General features: G+C 73.3%; 19 protein-coding genes and 3 pseudogenes. 5 read left to right on the top strand and 17 right to left on the bottom strand.

The window, feature by feature from the left end; translation table 11 throughout:
* Window positions 1–19 precede the first annotated feature (19 nt).
* Window positions 20–721 (top strand): GntR family transcriptional regulator, encoded by a 702-nt coding sequence (locus tag IE94_RS0115085; RefSeq protein ID WP_030183800.1) that lies wholly within the window; start codon window positions 20–22, stop codon window positions 719–721.
* A 116-nt stretch (window positions 722–837) separates the two neighbouring features.
* Window positions 838–1,488, top strand: coding sequence for a hypothetical protein (locus IE94_RS0115080; protein ID WP_030183797.1), 651 nt, complete (start codon window positions 838–840; stop codon window positions 1,486–1,488).
* Here the strand turns inward: IE94_RS0115080 and IE94_RS0115075 are convergent, their stop codons facing one another.
* From IE94_RS0115075 to IE94_RS0115055, 5 genes and pseudogenes are all read right to left on the bottom strand, one after another.
* Entirely contained in the window at window positions 1,489–1,776 is a 288-nt protein-coding gene (locus IE94_RS0115075) for a hypothetical protein (protein WP_030183794.1), read from the bottom strand.
* A 38-nt stretch (window positions 1,777–1,814) separates the two neighbouring features.
* Window positions 1,815–2,710: pseudogene (locus tag IE94_RS35625) on the bottom strand (sigma-70 family RNA polymerase sigma factor).
* A 107-nt stretch (window positions 2,711–2,817) separates the two neighbouring features.
* On the bottom strand, window positions 2,818–3,018 hold the full coding sequence (locus tag IE94_RS0115065) for a hypothetical protein (RefSeq protein WP_030183792.1): 201 nt from the start codon (window positions 3,016–3,018) through the stop codon (window positions 2,818–2,820).
* A 75-nt stretch (window positions 3,019–3,093) separates the two neighbouring features.
* Window positions 3,094–3,585 carry a DUF3515 family protein gene (locus IE94_RS0115060; RefSeq protein WP_030183790.1) on the bottom strand — a complete coding sequence of 164 codons (492 nt, stop codon included), beginning with the start codon at window positions 3,583–3,585 and terminating at the stop codon, window positions 3,094–3,096.
* A 149-nt stretch (window positions 3,586–3,734) separates the two neighbouring features.
* Entirely contained in the window at window positions 3,735–5,018 is a 1,284-nt protein-coding gene (locus tag IE94_RS0115055; protein WP_003975310.1) for an adenylosuccinate synthase, read from the bottom strand.
* Between the two features lie 185 nt (window positions 5,019–5,203).
* On the opposite strand from IE94_RS0115055, the gene IE94_RS0115050 reads away from it, so the two are divergent.
* Together IE94_RS0115050 and IE94_RS0115040 are read left to right on the top strand one after the other, a co-directional pair.
* Complete coding sequence (locus tag IE94_RS0115050; RefSeq protein ID WP_030183788.1) at window positions 5,204–6,133, top strand: diacylglycerol kinase family protein; 930 nt, start codon at window positions 5,204–5,206, stop codon at window positions 6,131–6,133.
* 327 nt (window positions 6,134–6,460) lie between these two features.
* Window positions 6,461–6,727, top strand: a complete 267-nt coding sequence (locus IE94_RS0115040) for a hypothetical protein (protein ID WP_051777508.1) — start codon at window positions 6,461–6,463, stop codon at window positions 6,725–6,727.
* Here the strand turns inward: IE94_RS0115040 and IE94_RS0115035 are convergent.
* Together IE94_RS0115035 and IE94_RS0115030 are read right to left on the bottom strand one after the other, a co-directional pair.
* Window positions 6,710–7,939 carry a cytochrome P450 gene (locus IE94_RS0115035; protein WP_030183783.1) on the bottom strand — a complete coding sequence of 410 codons (1,230 nt, stop codon included), beginning with the start codon at window positions 7,937–7,939 and terminating at the stop codon, window positions 6,710–6,712. The two genes, IE94_RS0115040 and IE94_RS0115035, sit on opposite strands and share 18 nt — an antisense overlap.
* 43 nt (window positions 7,940–7,982) lie before the next feature.
* A complete protein-coding gene (locus tag IE94_RS0115030; protein ID WP_030183780.1) occupies window positions 7,983–8,162 on the bottom strand; it encodes a DUF397 domain-containing protein in 180 nt (59 codons plus the stop codon).
* Between the two features lie 296 nt (window positions 8,163–8,458).
* On the opposite strand from IE94_RS0115030, the pseudogene IE94_RS41050 reads away from it, so the two are divergent.
* Window positions 8,459–8,694: pseudogene (locus tag IE94_RS41050) on the top strand (hypothetical protein).
* Here IE94_RS41050 and IE94_RS0115020 read toward each other — a convergent pair.
* From IE94_RS0115020 to IE94_RS0114970, 10 genes and pseudogenes are all read right to left on the bottom strand, one after another.
* Window positions 8,664–9,338 (bottom strand): response regulator, encoded by a 675-nt coding sequence (locus tag IE94_RS0115020; protein ID WP_030183777.1) that lies wholly within the window; start codon window positions 9,336–9,338, stop codon window positions 8,664–8,666. The pseudogene IE94_RS41050 and the gene IE94_RS0115020 overlap by 31 nt on opposite strands.
* Window positions 9,335–10,681, bottom strand: coding sequence for a sensor histidine kinase (locus IE94_RS0115015; RefSeq protein WP_030183775.1), 1,347 nt, complete (start codon window positions 10,679–10,681; stop codon window positions 9,335–9,337). Before IE94_RS0115015 ends, IE94_RS0115020 begins: the two co-directional genes overlap by 4 nt.
* Window positions 10,682–10,798: 117 nt before the next feature.
* The gene (locus tag IE94_RS0115010) at window positions 10,799–11,485 is read right to left on the bottom strand and encodes a response regulator (protein ID WP_030183774.1); all 687 of its coding nucleotides are present in this window, start codon (window positions 11,483–11,485) and stop codon (window positions 10,799–10,801) included.
* 347 nt (window positions 11,486–11,832) lie between these two features.
* A pseudogene (locus IE94_RS0115005) lies at window positions 11,833–13,197 on the bottom strand (sensor histidine kinase); the annotation flags it as partial.
* Window positions 13,190–14,401, bottom strand: a complete 1,212-nt coding sequence (locus IE94_RS0115000; protein ID WP_030183770.1) for an acyltransferase family protein — start codon at window positions 14,399–14,401, stop codon at window positions 13,190–13,192. The gene IE94_RS0115000 and the pseudogene IE94_RS0115005, both read right to left, overlap by 8 nt.
* Window positions 14,394–15,383 carry an alpha/beta hydrolase gene (locus tag IE94_RS0114995; RefSeq protein WP_030183768.1) on the bottom strand — a complete coding sequence of 330 codons (990 nt, stop codon included), beginning with the start codon at window positions 15,381–15,383 and terminating at the stop codon, window positions 14,394–14,396. The genes IE94_RS0115000 and IE94_RS0114995 overlap by 8 nt, the downstream gene beginning before the upstream one ends.
* Before the next feature lie 288 nt (window positions 15,384–15,671).
* On the bottom strand, window positions 15,672–16,577 hold the full coding sequence (locus IE94_RS0114990; RefSeq protein WP_030183766.1) for an alpha/beta hydrolase: 906 nt from the start codon (window positions 16,575–16,577) through the stop codon (window positions 15,672–15,674).
* Window positions 16,578–16,873: 296 nt separating this feature from the next.
* A complete protein-coding gene (gene kynU / locus IE94_RS0114985; RefSeq protein WP_030183765.1) occupies window positions 16,874–18,130 on the bottom strand; it encodes a kynureninase in 1,257 nt (418 codons plus the stop codon).
* Window positions 18,123–18,938 carry a tryptophan 2,3-dioxygenase gene (locus IE94_RS0114980; RefSeq protein WP_030184253.1) on the bottom strand — a complete coding sequence of 272 codons (816 nt, stop codon included), beginning with the start codon at window positions 18,936–18,938 and terminating at the stop codon, window positions 18,123–18,125. The genes kynU and IE94_RS0114980 overlap by 8 nt, the downstream gene beginning before the upstream one ends.
* Before the next feature lie 148 nt (window positions 18,939–19,086).
* Window positions 19,087–19,500, bottom strand: a complete 414-nt coding sequence (locus IE94_RS0114970; RefSeq protein ID WP_030183762.1) for a DUF3151 domain-containing protein — start codon at window positions 19,498–19,500, stop codon at window positions 19,087–19,089.
* Window positions 19,501–19,510: the final 10 nt, after the last annotated feature.

Here is a 19,510-nt window from a genome sequence, read left to right as displayed (position 1 = left end):
GACGAGGAGACGCCCGCCCATGCCCGGCCCCAGCGGTACCGGTGCCGTCACGCGCAGCACCCTGCGGCAGCAGATCGCCGACGCGCTCCGCGACGAGGTGCTGGGCGGGCGGCTCCAGCCGGGGCAGGAGTTCACGGTCAAGGAGATCGCCGAGCAGTACGGCGTCTCCGCGACGCCGGTGCGCGAGGCCCTGGTCGACCTGTCCGCGCAGGGCCTCCTCGACGCCGACCACCACCGCGGCTTCCGCGTCCACGAGTACTCGGTCGACGACTTCCGGGACATGATCGAGGCACGCGGTCTGGTGACCGACGGGATGTTCCTCGCCCTCGCCGCGAACCTGCCGGGCGACCCCGACCCGGCCGACCCGCGCATCGCCGCCGCCCTCGCCGGGGTCCGGCGGCGCGGCGAGGAGGCCCAGCGCGCCGCCGCGGCCGGGGACCTGACCGTACTGATCGGCTACGACCTGCGCTACTGGCGCGAGCTGGCCACCCTCTTCGGCAACCCCTACCTCTGCGACTTCCTGCACCGGCTGCGCGTCCAGAGCTGGGTGTGCACGGTGCAGCACCTGCGCCGGCTCAGCGAACTGCGCGGCGCGCTGTGGTCCGGGCACACCGAACTGGTCGACGCGCTGGTCCGGCGCGACATCCCGGGCGCGCGTTCGCTCGTCGACGCCTACAACGCCCACTCGCTCGCCCTCATCGAGCGGCTCGCCGCGGGATGACCAACGCCGGACGTGTCGTGGCCCGGCCCCAGATGGGTATGGGACCTGCACGCGGGCGCGTACCGGCCGCACCGACTACGCTTCCCTGACCACCGTGCTGTGTGAGGAGCCCTCTTTTGGCCTGTGACCTGTGGCTGGTACCGCTCGTCGACGTCTTGTGCCACACGCCGGACAACCCGTTCGCCGAGGAACTCGCGCAGTACGACAAGGTGCTGGCCGAGGCCGGGCTGCCGCCGGTGCCGGTGTACCAGTACATGCCGGGACTCTCCGGCGAGGTCGCGCCCGTGGCCGGCTTCGACTACGACGCGCTGCACTTCCTGCGCCGGGCACACCTCCTCCAGGTCTGCGGCCTTCCGGTGACGCCGGTGGACGAACTCGGCGGCGACTACGAGCAGTTGCTGGAGATGTTCGAGTCGACGGCGCAGCAGTCCCACCTGGTCTGGCACTACGACCACGCGGGCGCCTACGTCCCGGTCGACTTCCCGCACCCGCTCTCCAGCGACGAACTCCTGGCGGGCGGCGGCCCCTTGGGCTCCTCGCACACCCTGTTGCGGGAACTGGAGGCCGTCGCCCCGGCGCTCGGCATCGACCCGGCCAACCCCCCGGCCCCGCCGCAACCGCCGCTCGCCCCGACGGAGCTGGAGGAACCGGCGGTGCCCGCGCCGTACGACGCCAGCCCGTTCGCCCGGGAGCGGCACGTGTGGCTGGGGCTGCACGCGGCGGCGACGCGGAGCCTGGCGCAGGGGTCGATGATCGTCTTCAGCTGATCACAGCTGGGACAGGCCCTTGCGCAGATCGTCCGCGTTCATGATCGGGGAGACCTCGACCTCGGCGTTCAGCTCGGTGAAGAACGGCTCACCCGTGGGCGGCAGTTCCGAGCTGTCCTGCATGTCGAAGACCATCAGGGCCGTCCGCCGGCCGCCGAGGGGGCCGAAGTACGCGGCCTCCGGCTTGATGTGGTCGAGGGTCCGGCTGATCAGCTCGGGGAGCTTCCCGCTGCGGATCGCCTCGTTCGCCCGGTCCGTGTCCAGCGTCGCCTTGAGCAGCACGCGCATCGCACTCACCTTCTTCTGCCGACGCGACGTGTACACATTCAGCTTATGCCCGTGATGTCCAGTTCGTTCAGGCGAGCCGGTTCCGCGACCACGTCGATGCCGGTGATGCGGCCGACGGCGGCGAAGTCGAAGCGGAGCACGACGCGCAGCCTGCCGTTCTCGGCCATCGCCAGGCCGACCCGGCCGTCCACCAGGACCGCGCCGGTGGAGCGGGCCCGCGCCATCGAGGCCATCGCGCCCCTGGCCACCGGCTCCACACCGCTGACGGCGACGGGCTCGGGCGTCGGGACCACCGCCGCGTCGGCGTGCAGCACGACGTCCGGGTGGAGCAGGGCCACCAGCGCGTCGAAGTCACCGCCGCGGGTGGCCGCCAGGTAGGCGTCGACCGCGCGGCGCCTGCGGGGCAGGTCGCGTCGGGCGCGGGAACGCCCCTGACCCGGCGGCGGGCACGGGAGGCCAGCTGGCGGGTGGCGGCGGAGGTCTTGCCGAGCATCGCGGCGATGTCGTCGAAGGGCACGTCGAACATGTCGTGCAGGACGAACGCGAGCCGCTCGGCGGGGCCGAGGGTGTCCAGGACGATCAGCAGCGCGATCCCGACCTCGTCGGCGAGCTGCGCCTCCTCGGCCGGGTCCGCGACGGTGGCGGTGCCGATGGCGGCGGCGGCGGTGACGGTGACGGTGACGGCCGGTCGCCCGCGGTCCCCGTCGTCCAGCGGCTCCTCGCGGCGGGTGACCCGGGCCCGGAGCAGGTTGAGGCAGACCCGCGCCACGACCGTGGTGAGCCAGGCCGAGGGATCGGCCACCTCGGAGGTGTCCGCCCGGTCGGCCCGCAGCCACGTCTCCTGGAGGGCGTCGTCCGCCTCGCTGAGCGAACCGAGGATCCGGTACGCGACCGCCCGCAGCCGGGTCCGGTCCCGCTCGAACCGCCGGGCCATGTCATCGGGTCGTCCGGGCACCGTACGGTTCCTTCCGCGCCCACCGGCCTTGGAGGGCGGGACCCCCGGTCAACCATCCGGCGCGACCGGCCCCCCGCGAGGGCCGCTCAGCGCACCAGCGTGATCCGGGGCGGCCACAGCACCCCCTCGGCCAGCAGCAGGGACGGTCCCAGATGGACGGGGCACACCCGCAGCGGCTCCCGCAGGTGCCGGGCGACCTCGAAGCGGACCGGGTCGCCGCAGTCGTCGGGGCCGTTCTCGCCGCCGTACGGGCCCTGGCAGGAAGCGGCGCGGTAGCGGTCGGTCATGCCCCGATCCGACACCACGGAGCACACCGGCGCCCGGCGGAGGGGGCCGAACGAAGGGCCGCGAGGGGCGAAGGGCTACAGGGCGGTGGCGGCGTCGTCGAGGCCGATGCACCGGCGCTGCTGCGGGATCCACTGCACGGCGGGGTCCAGCGCGGTGAGGATGCCGCCCACCTCCTCGCGCGGACCGGAGTACGTGAACTCCACGGCCGGTGAGCGGCCGTAGGTCCGCAGGACGCTCACGCCGTCGCGCTTGAGCCGGGCCTCGTCCAGGACCCAGTCGACGCCGTCGGCGGTGACGCAGAGGTTGACGTTGGGCTGCAACTCCTCGGCGCCGCAGCGCAGCACCGCCTTCTGGCCGCCCCAGGAGGCGACCGCGTTCCCCAGGGCCCAGTCGCGCGAGGCGCCGGGTATGTCGTCCGGGAGGCGGGAGATCACCCGGTCGCACTTGGGGTCGTCGGCGTGCGGGGCGGCGGAGACGCGGTGGCCGTCGACGTAGAAGGCGCCGCCGGTCACGGCGACGACCGCCGCGGTCAGCCAGATCCACGTCCGGGTGGTGGGCTTCCGCATGTTCCGCTCGCTCCGTGCTGTCCGTGCTGTCCGTGCTGTCCGTGCTGTCCGTCCGCCGCATGGCTGTGAGGCTCCGGCCAGCGTATCCGCCGCCCCGACGGCGACGGCCGGGGCCCGTGCGGGTCCCGGCCGTGGCGCGCGCGTGGTGCCTACAGGAAGGAGTTGATCTCGATCGTCTCGTCCCGGCCCGGACCGACGCCGATCGCGGAGATCGGGGCGCCGGACATCTCCTCCAGCGCCTTGACGTACGCCTGGGCGTTCTTCGGCAGGTCGGAGAAGGACTTCGCCTTGGTGATGTCCTCGCTCCAGCCGGGCAGCGTCTCGTAGACCGGCTTCGCGTGGTGGAAGTCGGACTGCGAGTACGGCAGCTCCTCGACGCGCTTGCCGTCGATCTCGTAGGCCACGCAGACCGGGATCTGCTCCCAGCCGGTGAGGACGTCAAGCTTGGTGAGGAAGAAGTCGGTGAGGCCGTTGACGCGGGTGGCGTAGCGGGCGATCACCGCGTCGAACCAGCCGCAGCGCCGGTCGCGGCCGGTGGTGACGCCGCGCTCGCCGCCGATGCGGCGCAGGGCCTCGCCGTCCTCGTCGAACAGCTCGGTCGGGAAGGGTCCGGCGCCGACGCGGGTCGTGTACGCCTTGAGGATGCCGATGACCCGGCTGATCTTCGTCGGGCCCACGCCGGCGCCGGTGCAGGCGCCGCCCGCGGTCGGGTTCGACGAGGTGACGAAGGGGTACGTGCCGTGGTCGATGTCCAGGAGCGTGCCCTGGCCGCCCTCGAAGAGGACCACCTTGTCGTCGTCGAGGGCCTGGTTGAGGACCAGGACGGTGTCGGCGACGTACGGGGCGAGCTTGTCGGCGTAGCCCAGGAGCTCCTCGACGACCTGGCCGGTGGCGATGGCGCGGCGGTTGTAGAGCTTGGTGAGCATCTGGTTCTTGACGTCGAGCGCCGCCTCGACCTTCTGGGTGAGGATCGACTCGTCGTAGAGGTCCTGGACCCGGATGCCCACGCGGTTGATCTTGTCGGCGTAGGTCGGGCCGATGCCGCGCCCGGTAGTGCCGATCTTGCGCTTGCCGAGGAAGCGTTCCGTCACCTTGTCGACGGTGACGTTGTACGGCGTGATGATGTGAGCGTTGCCGCTGATCAGGAGCTTGGACGTGTCGACGCCGCGCTCGTTCAGCCCGCTCAGCTCGGAGAACAGGACCGACGGGTCGACGACGACGCCGTTTCCGATGACCGGCGTGCAGCCGGGGGAGAGAATCCCGGAAGGGAGCAGGTGCAGGGCGTACTTCTGGTCGCCCACGACTACCGTGTGGCCGGCGTTGTTGCCGCCCTGGTAGCGCACCACATAGTCGACGGAACCACCGAGCAGGTCCGTCGCCTTTCCCTTGCCTTCGTCACCCCACTGAGCACCGAGCAGCACAAGTGCGGGCACGCGCGTACACCCCTTCCGGGCGGGGCATGTCCATGGTCGAGGGCGTATGCGACGGGTTTCCGCCACGTACACCGCGACCGTCGTTGGCCGCCAACCGTCGGACCGGGTGCCCCGGAATAGACGAAGCCCCTGGCGCAACAGCGCAAGGGGCTCTTGCACAAAGATGCTACCCGAGGAAGCGAGGCATGGCCGAGGTGGCGACTTCCGCGAGCTCTTCCGCGAACTCTTCCGCGAGGTCCGTTTCGCTTCTGGTGGTCGTCGATCCGGTCGCCCGACGGATGGACGGGGAGTCGGTCAGGATCGCGAAAGACGTGCTCAGCGCGGGCGCGGCGCACACCAAGGTGTGCCTGCCGGACGGCCCGGAGGAGTTCGCCCGGGTGCTCGGTCGGCGCGGTTCGCGGCGGCCGGTGGTGGTCGGCGACGACAGCGCGCTGCTGCGGACCGTGGCCCTGCTGCACCGGCGGCGGGAGCTGGCGGGCTGCGCGCTGTCGGTGGTGCCGGTGGGGTCGGCGCTCGGTCTCGCCCGCTCCCTCGGGCTGCCGACGGGAGCGGTGGCGGCGGCGCGGGCCGTGCTCGACGGCGCGGAACGGCGGCTGGACCTGCTCGTCGACGACAGCGACGGGGTGGTGCTGGGGGCGGTGGGGATTCCGCCCGCGCCCGTACCGGTGCCGACGCGGGAGCACGCGGAGCCGGGCGCGGGGTCCGGATTCGGGACGGGCTCGGGCGGGCCGGGGCCGGTCCGTCCCTGGCTGCGGACCTGTCAGTCGCTGGTCCGGACGCTGGCGGCCACGCGTCCGGCCCGGACGGCCGTCCCGCCGGGCGCGGCCGGTCCGGCGCGGCTGCGGGTGGAGGTCGACGGGACGACGCTGGTGGACCTGGACCAGCCCGTGGAGGCGGTGACCGTGCTGCCGGGCGCCGGAGGGGTGGCCGTGGTGGAGGTGCGGCCGCTGTCGGTGGGCGCGCAGGCCGCGCCGCTGACGGCGAGCGGGCGGACGGTGACCGTGTCGGGGGCGCACTTCCGCTACCGGGCCGACGCGGTGCTGTGCGGGCCGGTGGGCACGCGGACGTGGGTGGCGCGCGAGGGCGCGTGGGGGCTGACGCTGCCGGCGGGGTAGGTCCGGTCGGGGCGCCCTGAAACCGGCGGTGTCCAGCAGGCAGTCGAACGGGGCGGGGATCGGGAGCTTCTCACCGAACGGCAGGGTGGTGCGCGACTAGAATCCCTTGGCGGACGGCGTCCACAGGACTGTGGCCTGCTCCTCCTGCATGTCGAGGATGTCGCGGATCAGGTGGACGGGGACGCCGGCGCGGCCGTGGACCTTCACCTTCTCGGTCAGGTCGTTGTTCCGGGTGGCGGGAGAAGTCGGCTCGGCGACGGACTGCGGCGGCGGGACCTGACGGGCCGAGGTGAAACCGGCCGGGCGGGTGGGAGCGTCGGGGCAGGTATGGGTCGTGACGCGGTGGCGGGTGGTGGCTGTGCGGTCTCGTTGGCCGGGGCCGTGGGCGCGGTGGTCGTGTGGGGGCAGACCGCACGGACCCAGCGGCACCTCGGCAACGGGTTCGAGAACAACGGGCAGGACTTCGGCGCCGTGCTCACCGAGCTGCCGCTCGTCTTCCTCGCCGGGGCCGTCGTGCCCGCCGTGCTCTGGGGGCTCGGCGCCTGGCTGCTGGGGCGGCGCGGACGGCCCGGCTCGTCACAGTTCCACGCGTAGCCCCGTCAGACCGCGCATCACGAAGTTCGGCCTGCGTTCCGGTTCCGCCGCCAGGCGCAGCGTCGGGGCCCACTTCAGCAGGGACGTCATGGACGCCGCCAGTTCGATGCGGGCCAGCGGGGCGCCGATGCAGTAGTGGATGCCGGCGCTGAAGGAGATGTGGGGGTTGTCCCGGCGGGCGAGGTCGAGGCGTTCCGGGTCGGTGAAGACCGCCGGGTCGTGGTTGGCCGAGCCGAACAGCATCGCCACCTCCGCGCCGCGCGGGAGGGTCGTCCCGTCGATCTCGATCTCGTCGAGGACCCAGCGTTCGAAGAGCTGGAGCGGGGTGTCGTAGCGCATCAGCTCCTCCACTGCGGACGGGACCAGGCGGTGGTCGGCGCGCAGAGCCGCCAGCTGGTCGGGGTGGCGGAAGAGCGCCAGCCAGCCGTTGGCCGTGGCGTTCACCGTGGCCTCGTGACCGGCGTTCAGGAGCAGCACGCAGGTCGAGATCATCTCCTGTTCGGTGAGGCGGTCGTCGTCCTCGTCGTGCGCCGCGATCAGACCCGAGATCAGGTCGTCTCCGGGCTCCTTGCGACGGGCGGCGATCAGTGCGCGCAGATAGTCCGAGAAGTCGAGCGAGGCGCGGACCGCCCTCGCCGCCGTCTCCTCGGACGGGTTCAGCTCGTACATCCCGCAGATGTCCGCCGACCAGGGGCGCAGCGGGGCCCGGTCGGACTCCGGGATGCCCAGCATCTCGGCGATCACGGCGACCGGCAGCGGCTCGGCCACGTCGGTCAGCAGATCGCCGCCGCCCGCCGCGACCAGCCGGGACACCAGGTCGTCCGCCAGCCCGTGCACGTACGGCTTCAGCCGCTCCACCGTGCGCGGGGTGAACGCCTTCGACACCAGCCGCCGGATACGGGTGTGGTCCGGCGGCTCCAGGTCGAGCATGCCGTGGTCGTTGAGCGTGTGGAAGGGCTCCTGCTCCGGCGGGGGCGGGGTGCGGCCGAAGTCCTCGTGCGTGAAACGGTGCTGGTAGGTCCGGCCGAGCCGGCGGTCGCGCAGCAGCGCCGAGACGTCCGCGTGGTGCGGGACCAGCCACTGGTCGCTCGGCTCGTAGTAGAGCACCCGTCCCCGGGCCCGCAGCTCGGCGAAGGCGGGGTACGGGTCGTCGACGAAGGCGGGGTCCCACGGGTCGAACGCCAGGGCGGATTCATCGGATGCAGCCGTCATGGACGGACCATAGGAAACGAGGAGCCCCGGGCGGAAGCCCTCATCACCGGGAGCGCCGCTTGATGCCCTCGATGAAGGCGGCGAAGGAAACCACGGGGACCAAGAGGGAGGCGCGGGTGGGGGCCTTCGAGTCGCGGATGGCCATGTGGGTGACCGACTCCGCTATCTCGACGCAGGTGTCGCCTTCGCCGCCATCGGAGTACGTGGACTTGCGCCAGTTCATTACAGTTCCTTCGCCACGCGGTGGATGAGGTCGCGGGACGCGGCGGGTTGCAGCGCCCCACTCTCCACCCTACGGATCAGCGCCCTTAGTTGATCCAGCCGAGACCTCGTGGACGATGGCTTCATACGGGGTGGGGTTGTCGCCCTCGAAATACCGTCGGTGACGCGACGCAGACACTGCGGAACCCCGGGGCACCGGAAGCGCACCGCACCGTCCTGCCATGACGGTTGCGGCATGGACACCGCCCGGAGGCCGCCCCCTCTCTCACCTCGCCCCCTCCCGAACGGAGTCGACGCATGCCCGAAGACGAGTCCTGGGAGTACTCCCTGTACATCCCCAACGACCGCGCGCGGTCACCGTCAGTCGGCGCACCCTGCGCCTGATCCTCACCATGCACGGACTGATCCGCCTCGTCGACCTCGCGGAACACCTGTGGGGCTGGCAGCCGCTCTCCCGGTTCGGCAACCGGGGCACGTACGTATGGTGCGAGGTCGGTGCCTCTCAGCCCGGGGTCACCAACCGCGCTTCGTAGGCGAAGACCGCCGCCTGGGTACGGTCGCGCAGGCCCAGCTTCACCAGGATGCGGCTGACGTGGGTCTTGATCGTCGACTCGGCGACCACCAGGCGCTCGGCGATCTCCGAGTTGGACAGGCCCTGCGCGATCAGGACCAGCACCTCCGTCTCGCGTTCGGTCAGGTCGCCGTAGGCCGCCCGTGCCGAGGACATCAGGCGCGGGGTGTCGGAGAGCTTGGAGAACTCGGTGATCAGCCGCTTGGTGACCGAGGGGGCGAGGAGCGCCTCGCCGGACGCGACCACCCGGACGCCGTCCGCGAGCTGACGGGCCGAGGCGTCCTTGAGGAGGAACCCGGACGCGCCCGCGCGCAGCGCCTGGTACACGTACTCGTCGAGGTCGAAGGTGGTGAGGACCAGCACCTTCGAGGTGCCGTCCGCCGCGACGATCTCCCGCGTCGCCTCGATGCCGTTCAGCTCCGGCATGCGGATGTCCATCAGGACGACGTCCGGGGCCAGCTCGCGGACCTTCGCCACCGCCTCCCTGCCGTTGACCGCCTCGCCGACGACCTCGATGTCCGGCATCGCGTTCAACAGGACCGAGAAGCCCTCGCGCACCATCATCTGGTCGTCCGCGATCAGTACGCGGATCGTGCGGTCGGTCATGCTTCACCTTCGGTCCGGTCGGCGGCGACCGGCAGGAACACCGCCACCTCGTATCCCCCGTCGTCCGTCGGGCCCGCCGTCATCTCGCCGTTCAGCATCGAGACGCGTTCGCGCATGCCGGTGATGCCGTGCCCGGCGCCGGGCGACGCCTTGACCAGAGTGTTCGACGGGACGGCGGTGTTGACCACGCGCAGGCCCAGGCCGCCCAGGACGTAGGAGACCTCGACGCGGGCCGTCGCGCCGGGCGCGTGCCGCAGGGTGTTGCTCAGCGCCTCCTGCACGATCCGGTACGCCGACAGCTCCACCCCGGGCGGGAGCTCCCGCACCGCGCCGGTCACCGCCTTGTCCACGGCCAGGCCCGCGTCGCTGACGTTGGCGAGCAGGGCGTCCAGGTCGCCGAGGGTCGGCTGCGGGGCGTCCGGGGCCTCGTAGTCCTCGGCGCGGACGACGCCCAGGACACGGCGCAGCTCGGTGAGGGCCGCCACCGCGTTCTCCCGGATGGTGGCGAAGGCCCGTTCCAGCTCCTCCGGCGGATTCTCCACCCGGTAGGGCGCGGCCTCCGCCTGGATGGCCACCACCGACATGTGGTGCGCCACCACGTCGTGCAGCTCGCGGGCGATGGTGGTGCGCTCCTCCAGCAGCGTCCGCCGGGACCGCTCGTGCGCGGTGACCGTCTGCTCGGCGGTCACCTGCTGCCGGGCGTCGCGCCGGATGTGCCAGACCGATATCAGGAGCAGGGCGAAGGCGGTGAGGACCAGCAGCGGGGTGGAATTGCTGCCGTAGTGACCGGCGCCCCAGAAGGACTCGTTGAGGAATCCGTACGCCGCGGTCAGGGCCCACATGTACGCGGCCGTCCGGGGCCGGGTGCGTATCGCCACGATCACCAGGACCACCGTGTGGCACAGGAACGCGCCGGGCAGCCACGGCCAGTCCCCCCAGCTGCTGCTGAGCAGCGCGACCACCGGGGTCGCCGCCATGGACATCCAGAAGGCACCGACGGGCCGGACCAGTGTGGCCAGCACCGGAACCGCGCACACCAGCCCGCTCAGCAGGGTCAGCGGACCGTCGGTCCTGCCGTCGACCGTCCCGGCGTAGAAGCACAGGAGCGCCAGGGCTGCCACCACGGCGTGCGGGATGCGTGCCGCGTGGGGCTTCAGCCTGGCCGGCAGGCGGCGGGCCAGCGGGCCGTCGACGTCGGTGCGGGACAGCGGTCGGTAGGCGAAGGCGTCGTGGAACAGGTCCTCGCGCAGGCCGCTCAGGGCGTTCATCGCCAGCCGGTACTCGGGGCTGCGCGAATCGCCTCCCTCGCGGGGCGGCGTCCGCATCTGGGTCGTCTCGGTCACGTTGGCAACGGTAGGCGCAGCGGAGGTACGACGTCGTCACCTGTGAGGGGGGTCCTGGGGCCTCCGTCTCAGGTACTACGGAGGCAGGGACGACGGGCCGGACGCCTGCTCCGGTGCTCAGTACCCCGCCGGGCGCACCAGCCCCGACTCGTACGCGAACACCGCCGCCTGCGTACGGTCCCTGAGACCCAGCTTCACCAGGATCCTGCCCACATGGGTCTTCACCGTCTGCTCGGCGACCACCAGACGCTGGGCGATCTCCGCGTTCCACAGGCCCTGCGCGATCAGTGCGAGCACCTCCGTCTCCCGCTCGGTCAGCTCGCCGACGCGAACCTTGAGCGGGGCGCGCGGGCGGTCGTCCAGCCGGGAGAACTCCTTGATCAGCCGTCGGGTGATCCCCGGCGCGAGCAGGGCGTCACCGGCGGCCACCACCCGGACCGCCTCGGCGAGCTGGTCGGCCGACGCGTCCTTCAGCAGGAACCCGGAGGCCCCCGCCCGCAGTGCCTCGTACACGTACTCGTCGAGGTCGAAGGTGGTCAGCACCAGCACCCTGATGTCCGGAGTGGCTCCGGTGATGCGCCGGGTGGCCTCGATACCGCCCAGCTCGGGCATCCTGATGTCCATCAGGACGACGTCCGGGGCCAGCTCGGCGACCTTGGCCACCGCGTCCAGGCCGTCCACCGCCTGCCCGATCACCTCGATGTCGGGCTGGGTGTTGAGCAGCACGGTGAAGCCCTGCCGGACCATCTGCTGGTCGTCGGCGATCAGCACGCGGATCACAGGGCCGTCGCTGCTGGTCGTCATGGGGTGTCGTCCTCGGTGGAAGGGGCGGAGAAGGGGGCTGGGGAACGGGCGGAGACGGGGCCGGGAGAAGGACCGGGACAGGGGTCGGTGGAAGGACCGGCCGAGGCGTCGGTGGAGGGACCGGTGGAGAGGTTGGCCGAGGCGTCGGTGGAAGGACCGGTGGAGAGGTTGGCCGAGGCGTCGGTGGAAGGACCGGTGGAGAGGTTGGCCGAGGCGTCGGTGAAGGGGTCGGGCGAGGCGTCGGCAGAGAGGTCGACCGAGGCGTCGGTGAAGGGGTCGGGCGAGGCGTCGGTGGAGAGGTCAGGCGAGGGATCGGTGGAGAGGTCAGGCGAGGGATCGGCAGAGAGGTCGGTCGAGGGGTCGGGCCAGGGGTCGGTGGGCAGGTCCGGGTGGTCGACCGGCAGGAACGCCGCCACCTGGTAGCCGCCGTCCGGCAGCGGCTGCGCCGTCAGCGTGCCGTCGAGCATCGCCACCCGCTCCCGCATGCCGAGCAGCCCGTGCCCGGCCCCCTGCGACGGCGCCGGCGCACGCTTCGGCCGGGTGTTGGAGACCACCACACGCAGCCCGATCGGGAGGTGGACGAGGTAGACCTGGGCATGCGCACCCGGCGCGTGCCGCAGCGCGTTGCTGAGCGCCTCCTGCACGATCCGGTACGCCGACAACTCCACCCCGGGCGGCAGCGGTCTGCGCGTCCCGCTCGTGTCGGTGGTGACGGTCAGTCCGGCGGCCCGGGTGTTCTCCACCAGCGCGTCGAGCCGGTCGAGGGTGGGCTGCGGGGCGTGCGGGACGGCACCGGCGCCGCCCTCGGGCGCCTCCAGCGCGTCCGGGTGCTCGGAGCGCAGCACGCCCAGCACCCGGCGCAGCTCGGTGAGCGCCTCCAGCGCGTTCTGCCGGATGCCGGCCAGGTTCTCCCTCAGCTCGTCCGGCGGATCCTTGACGAGGAGGGGCGCGACCTGGGCCTGGATGGAGATCACCGACATGTGGTGGGCGACCACGTCGTGCAGCTCGCGCGCGATGCGGCCACGCTCCTCCAGCAGGGTGCGCCGGGCCCGCTCCTCGGCGGTGAGCGAGGTCTGCTCGGCCAGTTGGCTGCGGGCTTCTCGGCGGCCGCGCAGGGCGATGCCGAGGACGACGACGATCGTGAACAGGATGACGGCGAGCTGACCCGTCGGCTGGTAGTTCAGCGCGCCCACCACGCCCTGCACCACATAGGTGGCGAGAGCGGTCAGGACCAGCGCCTCCAACGACACCCGCGTACGCACCCGCAGGGCGAGCAGCAGCAGCACGACCATGTGCCCGATGATCCCGGCGGCCGACCAGGGCCAGGTGAACCGGGAACCGTCCGCGACCATCTCGGCCCGCACCGCGAAGGCCCCCACCAGCATGGCGCCCAGCGACAGCCACCAGGCCGCGACCGGCCGCCAGAGGGCGAACGCCATCGCACCGCCCTGGGCGACGGCGATCACGAATCCGAAGCCCGGCTCGACCCCGCCGTTGTCCCCCAGTTGGGCGGCGTCTCCGAGCAGCACACCGAACGCGGCCAGGCACACCATCCCGTGCGGGAACCAGCGCAGCCACACCGACGGCGGCAGCGGATCGGCCCGCCAGGTCCACAGGTCGTCGTGGAGCACGCGCAGCCCCCGCTCGCCCCGGGCCCGGAACCAGGCCCACAGCCGCTTCCCCCATCCCCTCACACGCTCCACCCTAGACATGACGGGCGCCCCCGGTGGTCGTCGCCGGGCGCTGCGGTCGGTGCGCACGCACGACCCGGGAGCCGCGCCGCCCCCGGCCGCGCTGCTCGAAGGAGCGGAAGGTGGCCCAGCACCCGGTCAGGGCCAGCGCGAACACCGGGAGCCACAGGAGCCGGGCCGCGACCCACTCCAACCCGTCGGGGGGCGTGTGCAGGCCGGGCAGACGGCCCGCGAGGAGTCCGGTGGCCGTGGTCGCCATCAGCGCCGTCTGGTGCCAGAGGAAGATCGTCATCGCGGAGAGGTTGACCAGCGCGACCGCGGCCCAGGCCACGGGGCGCCGCATCGCACGGCGCAGCCGCTCGCGCAGCAGCAGGGCGAGCCCGCACTGGGCCAGCCCGAAGGTGACGGCGGCCAGGGTCGGCGGGTCGAGGTTCGACACCGGAGCGCCGGGGACACCGACCATCGACGCCGGGTAGCCCGCCCAGGCGATGAGCGCGGCGGTGGACGCCGCACCGCCGGCCAACAGGATCCAGCCCGATCGGCGGCGGTCCAGGTCGCCGCGGGTCCAGGCGGCGCCCAGGGTGTAGGGGACCAGCCAGCCGGCCGCGAGGTTGACCCAGCCGAGCCAGGACGGGGCGCCGAAACCGAAGCGCAGCAGGTCCACGTGGAGGACGACGACCAGCGGCCACAGCGGATGCAGCCGGGCCAGCAGCGGCGTCACCGCGGTCAGCGCGGCGAAGACCAGCAGGAACCACATCGGCGACAACGCCAGCTTCACCAGCGTGTGGACGGTGGCGAGGTCCGCGCCTGTCAGGAGCAGCGGCGCCGCCGTCACCGCCCACAGACCGAGGACGGCCAGGACCGGCCGGAAGAGCCGGGAGAGCCGGGCGGCCAGCCAGCGGCCGTAGGACTCGCCGCGGGCCCGGGCCGACGCCCAGCCGCGCGTGGCGACATGGCCGCCGACCAGGAAGAACACGGCGAGCGTCTGGAAGGCCCAGGAGACCGGGGCGAGCCAGGGCATGTCCCGCAGCGGGCTGGCCGTGTGCAGGGCGGTGCCGTCGGCGACCAGGGCCGTCACCAGCCAGTGCCCGAGGACCACCCCGAGGACGGCGCAGGCGCGCAGGGCGTCCACGGCGCGGTCCCGGTCCGCGGGCGTGGCCGCGTCGACGCGTGCGGCGGCCTTCCGCAGGGCGCCGCGCGGGAACGCCGGGGCCAGGTCAGTCATGGGTCACCTCCGGGGTCGCGCCCAGGGCGATCCGGGCCAGGTTCGTCAGGGAGGGGGAGCCGGTGTCGAAGTAGTCGCTGTGGCCGCCGTCGCCGGCGTCGAAGACCCGGGCGCCGAAGGCAGGGGAGACCGGGTCCGTGCCGAAGCCGACGGTGGTGCCGAAGAGACCGGCGCTGATGTGCGGAACGTGCTCCACCCAGTCGTGGGCTCCCCGCCCCGCCCATATCCGGGCCTCGGAGTGCAGATCGGCGGCGGTGTCGGCGCCGGTGCCGGGGCTGCCGACCAGGGCGATGTCGGACACGTCCAGTCCGGCGGCGGCACGGGCGCAGACCACCGAGCCGTAGGAGTGGCAGAGGAGGGCGAGGCGGGTGCCGGGGCCGGTGATCCGGCGCAGGTCCCCGACCAGGTCGCGCAGCCCGGGGGCGGCCCGGTCGGCGCGGCCGGTCGTGGCGACGGCGGTGCTGACGGTGCCCGGCGTCTCGTAGCCCAGCCAGGCCACGACGGCGGTGCGGGTCCCCGTGGGCGCCTCGGCGAGGAGCTGCCGGTGCAGGGCGAGGGCGGCGGCGCGGAACCGGCCGTAGGTGTCGAGGCCGGTGTCGGAGCCCGGCACCAGGACGGCGACGCGGTCGGCGTGCGCCAGGTCGCCGAAGACCTCGGTGGCCAGGCCGGCGCCCCGGGCGTCGAAGGCGAGGAGGTGGCGGGATCGGTCGGCCATCGCACGGTCCGCCGCCGCGCGGTGCCCATCGCCGTGGTCGGCGGCCATCCGGGAGGCGCACGCCGCGTTGGCCCGGTTGGCGGTGTACGCCTCCTCCAGCGTGGTGGCCGTCGGGGCCGCGAGTGCGGCGGGCACCGGGGCGGGGATCTCGGGCCGGGCGGCCCCTGAGAGGGGAAACGCCACGGCACCGGCGATGAGCGTGGCGCACCCCGCGCGGCGCCATCTGCCAACGCGCCGCCGCCAACGTACCGTCGCCCTCGGCCTCATGGCCGCCCCCCTCCAGCACGCCCGCCCATCGGGCGCGTCTGCAAGGGAAGTTACGAATCGGGCCGGGTAACCCGCGTCCCGCCAGGGAACTCACCTGCGGGGTAGCTCTCAGGTACTACGGGTACGACGACACCCGCCGTCCGCTCCACGCAAGCGGGCCGACGGCACTCTCGGCGCACATGGCCACACCCCCCGCGACGCCACACCCCCCGCAACGCCACACCCCTCGCAACGCCACACCCCCCCCGCGACGCCACACCCCTCGCAACGCCACACCCCCTCCCCCGCTCACCAGGCCAACTGCGCGATCTCCTCCGCCACCACCGCACACGCGTCCGCCGCCGGGTCGATCAGCGGGTAGTGGCCCACGTCCTCCAGCAGCGTCACCCCCACCACCTCCCCGGCCTTCGCCGCCGCGTCCGCGTACGCCTCGGCGACCGCCTGCGGAACGTCCACGTCGGCGCGACCCTGCACGAGGGTCGTCGCGATCCCGGTGGGCAGCAGCAGGGCGGGATCCGCGTACGGGCGGCGCTCGGCGAACAGCGAGCCGTCGCCCAGCAGTTGCCGCGTCGCGCCCCCGCACACGTCGAGCTTGTCGGCGACCTCGAAGTCCGCGATCGGCGCGAGCGCGACCACGCCGCGCAGGGGCGCCGGACGGTCGGTCCGCCATGCGGCGTCCGCGGGCAGCAGGTGCCGGGCGGCAGCCCACAGGGCGAGGTGGCCGCCGGCGGAGTGGCCGGTGAGCACCACGCGCCGCGCGTCCGCCCGCGGCAGGTGCCGCCGGACCAGCTCCGGCAGCGCGTCCAGCGCGGCGGCCACGTCGTCGAACGTGTCCGGCCAGCGCCCCGCGACGGGGTCGCCGCCCGCACCCTGCGCGCCGGCCCCCTCCGCCCCGCGCCGGTACTCCACACTGGCCACGGCGAAGCCCCGACGGGCCAGGAAGGCGGCGAACGGGCTGATGTGACGCCGGTCGTACGGGGCGCGCCACGAGCCTCCGTGCAGGACCACCACCACGGGAGCGGCCTCGCCCGGTCCCGTGACGCCCTGCGGCGCGTAGAAGTCGATCAGCTGGTCGGGGTGGTCGCCGTAGCCGGCGGTGGAGTCGGGGTCGACCGCCGGGTGGGAGAAGGCCGATTTCTCCTCCGCAGCGTTCCTCGCGGCAGCGGTGCCCGGTTCTGCGGCGGCGTCCGGCATGGTCAACCTCTCAGCGACGGAACGGTGTTGGCGGACCGGAGGAAGGAAAGAATCGGCCGTTGGCGGGACGTTATCAGGCCGATGACGTGCGCGGACACGGGGATGTGACGCTGGGTGAGGACCGCGACGACGCGTCCGGCCCCCACCCGGCGGCCCGACCACCCCCCCACCCGGCGTCCCGACTACCCCCCACTCGGCGTCCAGGCCACCCCTCACCCGACGCCCCGGCCTCCCCCCACCCCGCGTCCCGTCGCCCCCCACCTGGCGCTGCGGCCCGCCGCGGCCCCGACCGCGCCTCAGCCGGCCACGGTCCGGCCCAGCACCCGCGCCGCCCGCTCCACGTCCGCGAAGCCGACGTACAGCGGGGTGAAACCGAAGCGCAGCACGTCGGGGGCGCGGTAGTCGCCGACCACCCCGCGCTCGATCAGCCGCTTCATGACCTCGCCGGCGATGGGGGCCCCTCCCACTCGAGCGGAGCCGAGAGTGGGGGAGCAGCGCAGCGCGACCTGGCTGCCCCGCTCGGCGTGCGCCGCCGGGGTCACGGACTCCACGCGGCCGTCGGGGACGTACTCCTCGACGCAGCGCAGGAAGAAGTCGGTCAGCGCCAGCGACTTGGCCCGCACCGCCGCCACCGAGACCCCCTCCTCGTCCCACACGTCCAGCGCCGCCTCCAGGGCGAGCAGGGAGAGGATGTCCGGCGTACCGACCCTCCCCCGCACCGCGCCGGAGGCCGGGGCGTACTCGGACCGCATGCCGAACGGCTCGGCGTGCGAGTTCCAGCCCGGCAGCGGGGAGTCGAACCGGGGCTGGAGGTCGCGGCGCACGTACAGGTAGGCGGGCGAGCCGGGGCCGCCGTTGAGGTACTTGTAGGTGCAGCCGACCGCCAGGTCGACGCCGTGCTCGTCGAGCCCGACCGGCAGCGCGCCCGCGCTGTGGCACAGGTCCCAGACCGCGTACGCCCCCGCAGCGTGCACCGCGGCCGTCAGCGCGGGCAGGTCGTGCAGCCGGCCGGTGCGGTAGTCGACGTGGTTGAGCAGCACCGCGGCGGTGCGCTCGCCCAGGGCGCCGGGGACCTCGGCCGGGGCCACGGGCCGCAGGGCGCACCCCGTCATCCGGGCCGCCGACTCGGCGATGTAGCCGTCGGAGGGGAAGGTGGTGGCGTCGACGAGGATCTCGTCCCGGACCGGACCGGCCCCACCGCCGCGCCCGTCCTCCTGGGCCATGCGCACCGCGGCGACCAGCGCCTTGAAGACGTTGACGCTGGTGGAGTCGCCGACCACGACCTGTCCGGCGGCCGCCCCGACCAGCGGGGCGATCCGGTCGCCGATCCGCTCGGGCGCGGTCCACCAGCCGCTCTCCTCCCAGGACCGGATGCGCAGCTCGCCCCACTGGCGCCGTACGACGTCCTCGACGCGTCCGGGAACGTGCGCCGGGAGGGCGCCGAGGGAGTTGCCGTCGAGGTACGTCACGTCGTCCAGGACGAACCTGCCCCGCACCGCGGCCAGCGGGTCGGCGGCGTCCAGATCCTCGGCGGTCCGCTGGAGTTCAGACATACGACCGCGCCGTCCACAGCTCGGGGAACACGTTGTTGCGGGCCCGCTTCTCCAGCCAGGCCACCCCGGCGGAGCCGCCCGTGCCGGTCTTGGAGCCCATCGCGCGCCGGGTGGCGACCAGGTGGTCGTTGCGCCAGCGCCAGACCAGCTCCGCGACGTCGGTGAGGGCCTCGCCGAGGCGGGCCAGCTCGCCGTTCTGGTCGCCGGAGTAGACGGCCGTCCAGGCGGCCTCCACCTCGGGCGCGGCCTCGTACTTCCGGGTGAGGTCGCGCCGGAGCACGGCGTCGGGGATGTCGTACCCGCGGCGGGCGAGCAGCCGGACCACCTCGTCGTACAGGCTCGGCTCGTGCAGCGCCTTCTCCAGTTCCGCGTGGACGCGCGGGGCGCCGCGGTGCGGGACGAGCATGGACGCGGACTTGTCGCCGAGCAGGAACTCCATGCGGCGGTACATCGCCGACTGGAAGCCGGAGCCCTCGCCGAGGGCGGACCGGTAGGAGTTGAACTGCGCCGGGGTGAGCTGCCCCAGGGGGGTCCAGGAGGCGTTCAGCGCCTCCAGCTCCCGCACCGAGCGCTTGAGCGCGTCGGTGGCCACCGGGATCCGGTCCTCGCGCAGGGCGCGGGCGGCGGTCTCCCACTCGTGGACGATGACGGTGAACCACAGCTCCATGACCTGGGTCGTGACCAGGAAGACCATCTCTCCGGGATCGTCGGAGAGGGTGTGCTGGAGGTGGGTGAGCACGTCCGCCTTGACGTAATCCTCGTACGGCGTGCTGCCCTCGAAGTCGAGGTTCGGGGCGTCGTGGGACATCGCTGTCTCCTGATGTGCACGGGTAGCGGTCCGCCCTGCCGTTACCGGCACGGGGCCCCGGTCCCCAACGGCATCCTCCGCAATCCTCGCAGGAAACCGCAAGGCCCGCCCGCGCACGGCGGACGGGCCCGCGGGTGTCGGGGGCCGGTCAGCCCAGCACCTCGGCCGCGCTCGGCGAGGAGTCCTTCAGGAACTGGCTGCAGCGCTCGTACTCCTCCTTCTCGCCGATCGCCTGGGCGGCGCGGGCGAGGGCGTGCAGGGCGCGCAGGAAGCCGCGGTTCGGCTCGTGCTCCCAGGGCACCGGGCCGTGGCCCTTCCAGCCGCTGCGGCGCAGGGCGTCGAGGCCGCGGTGGTAACCCGTACGGGCGTACGCGTACGACTCCACGACGCTGCCCCGCTCGAAGGCCTCGTCGGCCAGGCGGGCCCAGGCGAGCGAGGACGTCGGGTACTTCGCGGCGACGTCGGCGGGGGAGGTGCCGCCCGCCAGCAGCTCGCGCGGCCCGGGGTCGTCGGGGAGGTGGGTCGGGGGCGGTCCCCCGAGGAGGTTCTCGTGAATGGCCATGGGACAAGTC

Origin of the sequence: Streptomyces violaceorubidus (genome assembly GCF_000717995.1) — a bacterium.
GTDB classification, from domain to species: Bacteria; Actinomycetota; Actinomycetes; order Streptomycetales; family Streptomycetaceae; genus Streptomyces; species Streptomyces violaceorubidus.
The sequence above is the reverse complement of the archived record's forward strand: the minus strand, read 5'-3'. Positions and strand labels throughout refer to the sequence as shown.

Bases quoted from the DNA above. Each gene is read 5' to 3' on its own strand.
- IE94_RS0115065 (WP_030183792.1), bottom strand. From the start codon at position 3,018: ATGACCGACCGCTACCGCGCCGCTTCCTGCCAGGGCCCGTACGGCGGC.
- IE94_RS0115000 (WP_030183770.1), bottom strand. From the start codon at position 14,401: ATGACTGACCTGGCCCCGGCGTTCCCGCGCGGCGCCCTGCGGAAGGCC.
- IE94_RS0115050 (WP_030183788.1), top strand. From the start codon at position 5,204: ATGGCCGAGGTGGCGACTTCCGCGAGCTCTTCCGCGAACTCTTCCGCG.
- IE94_RS0115035 (WP_030183783.1), bottom strand. From the start codon at position 7,939: ATGACGGCTGCATCCGATGAATCCGCCCTGGCGTTCGACCCGTGGGAC.
- IE94_RS0114995 (WP_030183768.1), bottom strand. From the start codon at position 15,383: ATGAGGCCGAGGGCGACGGTACGTTGGCGGCGGCGCGTTGGCAGATGG.
- IE94_RS0115040 (WP_051777508.1), top strand. From the start codon at position 6,461: ATGGGTCGTGACGCGGTGGCGGGTGGTGGCTGTGCGGTCTCGTTGGCC.
- IE94_RS0115020 (WP_030183777.1), bottom strand. From the start codon at position 9,338: ATGACCGACCGCACGATCCGCGTACTGATCGCGGACGACCAGATGATG.
- kynU (WP_030183765.1), bottom strand. From the start codon at position 18,130: ATGTCTGAACTCCAGCGGACCGCCGAGGATCTGGACGCCGCCGACCCG.
- IE94_RS0114980 (WP_030184253.1), bottom strand. From the start codon at position 18,938: ATGTCCCACGACGCCCCGAACCTCGACTTCGAGGGCAGCACGCCGTAC.
- IE94_RS0115060 (WP_030183790.1), bottom strand. From the start codon at position 3,585: ATGCGGAAGCCCACCACCCGGACGTGGATCTGGCTGACCGCGGCGGTC.
- IE94_RS0115030 (WP_030183780.1), bottom strand. From the start codon at position 8,162: ATGAACTGGCGCAAGTCCACGTACTCCGATGGCGGCGAAGGCGACACC.
- IE94_RS0115085 (WP_030183800.1), top strand. From the start codon at position 20: ATGCCCGGCCCCAGCGGTACCGGTGCCGTCACGCGCAGCACCCTGCGG.
- IE94_RS0115010 (WP_030183774.1), bottom strand. From the start codon at position 11,485: ATGACGACCAGCAGCGACGGCCCTGTGATCCGCGTGCTGATCGCCGAC.
- IE94_RS0114990 (WP_030183766.1), bottom strand. From the start codon at position 16,577: ATGCCGGACGCCGCCGCAGAACCGGGCACCGCTGCCGCGAGGAACGCT.
- IE94_RS0115075 (WP_030183794.1), bottom strand. From the start codon at position 1,776: ATGCGCGTGCTGCTCAAGGCGACGCTGGACACGGACCGGGCGAACGAG.
- IE94_RS0114970 (WP_030183762.1), bottom strand. From the start codon at position 19,500: ATGGCCATTCACGAGAACCTCCTCGGGGGACCGCCCCCGACCCACCTC.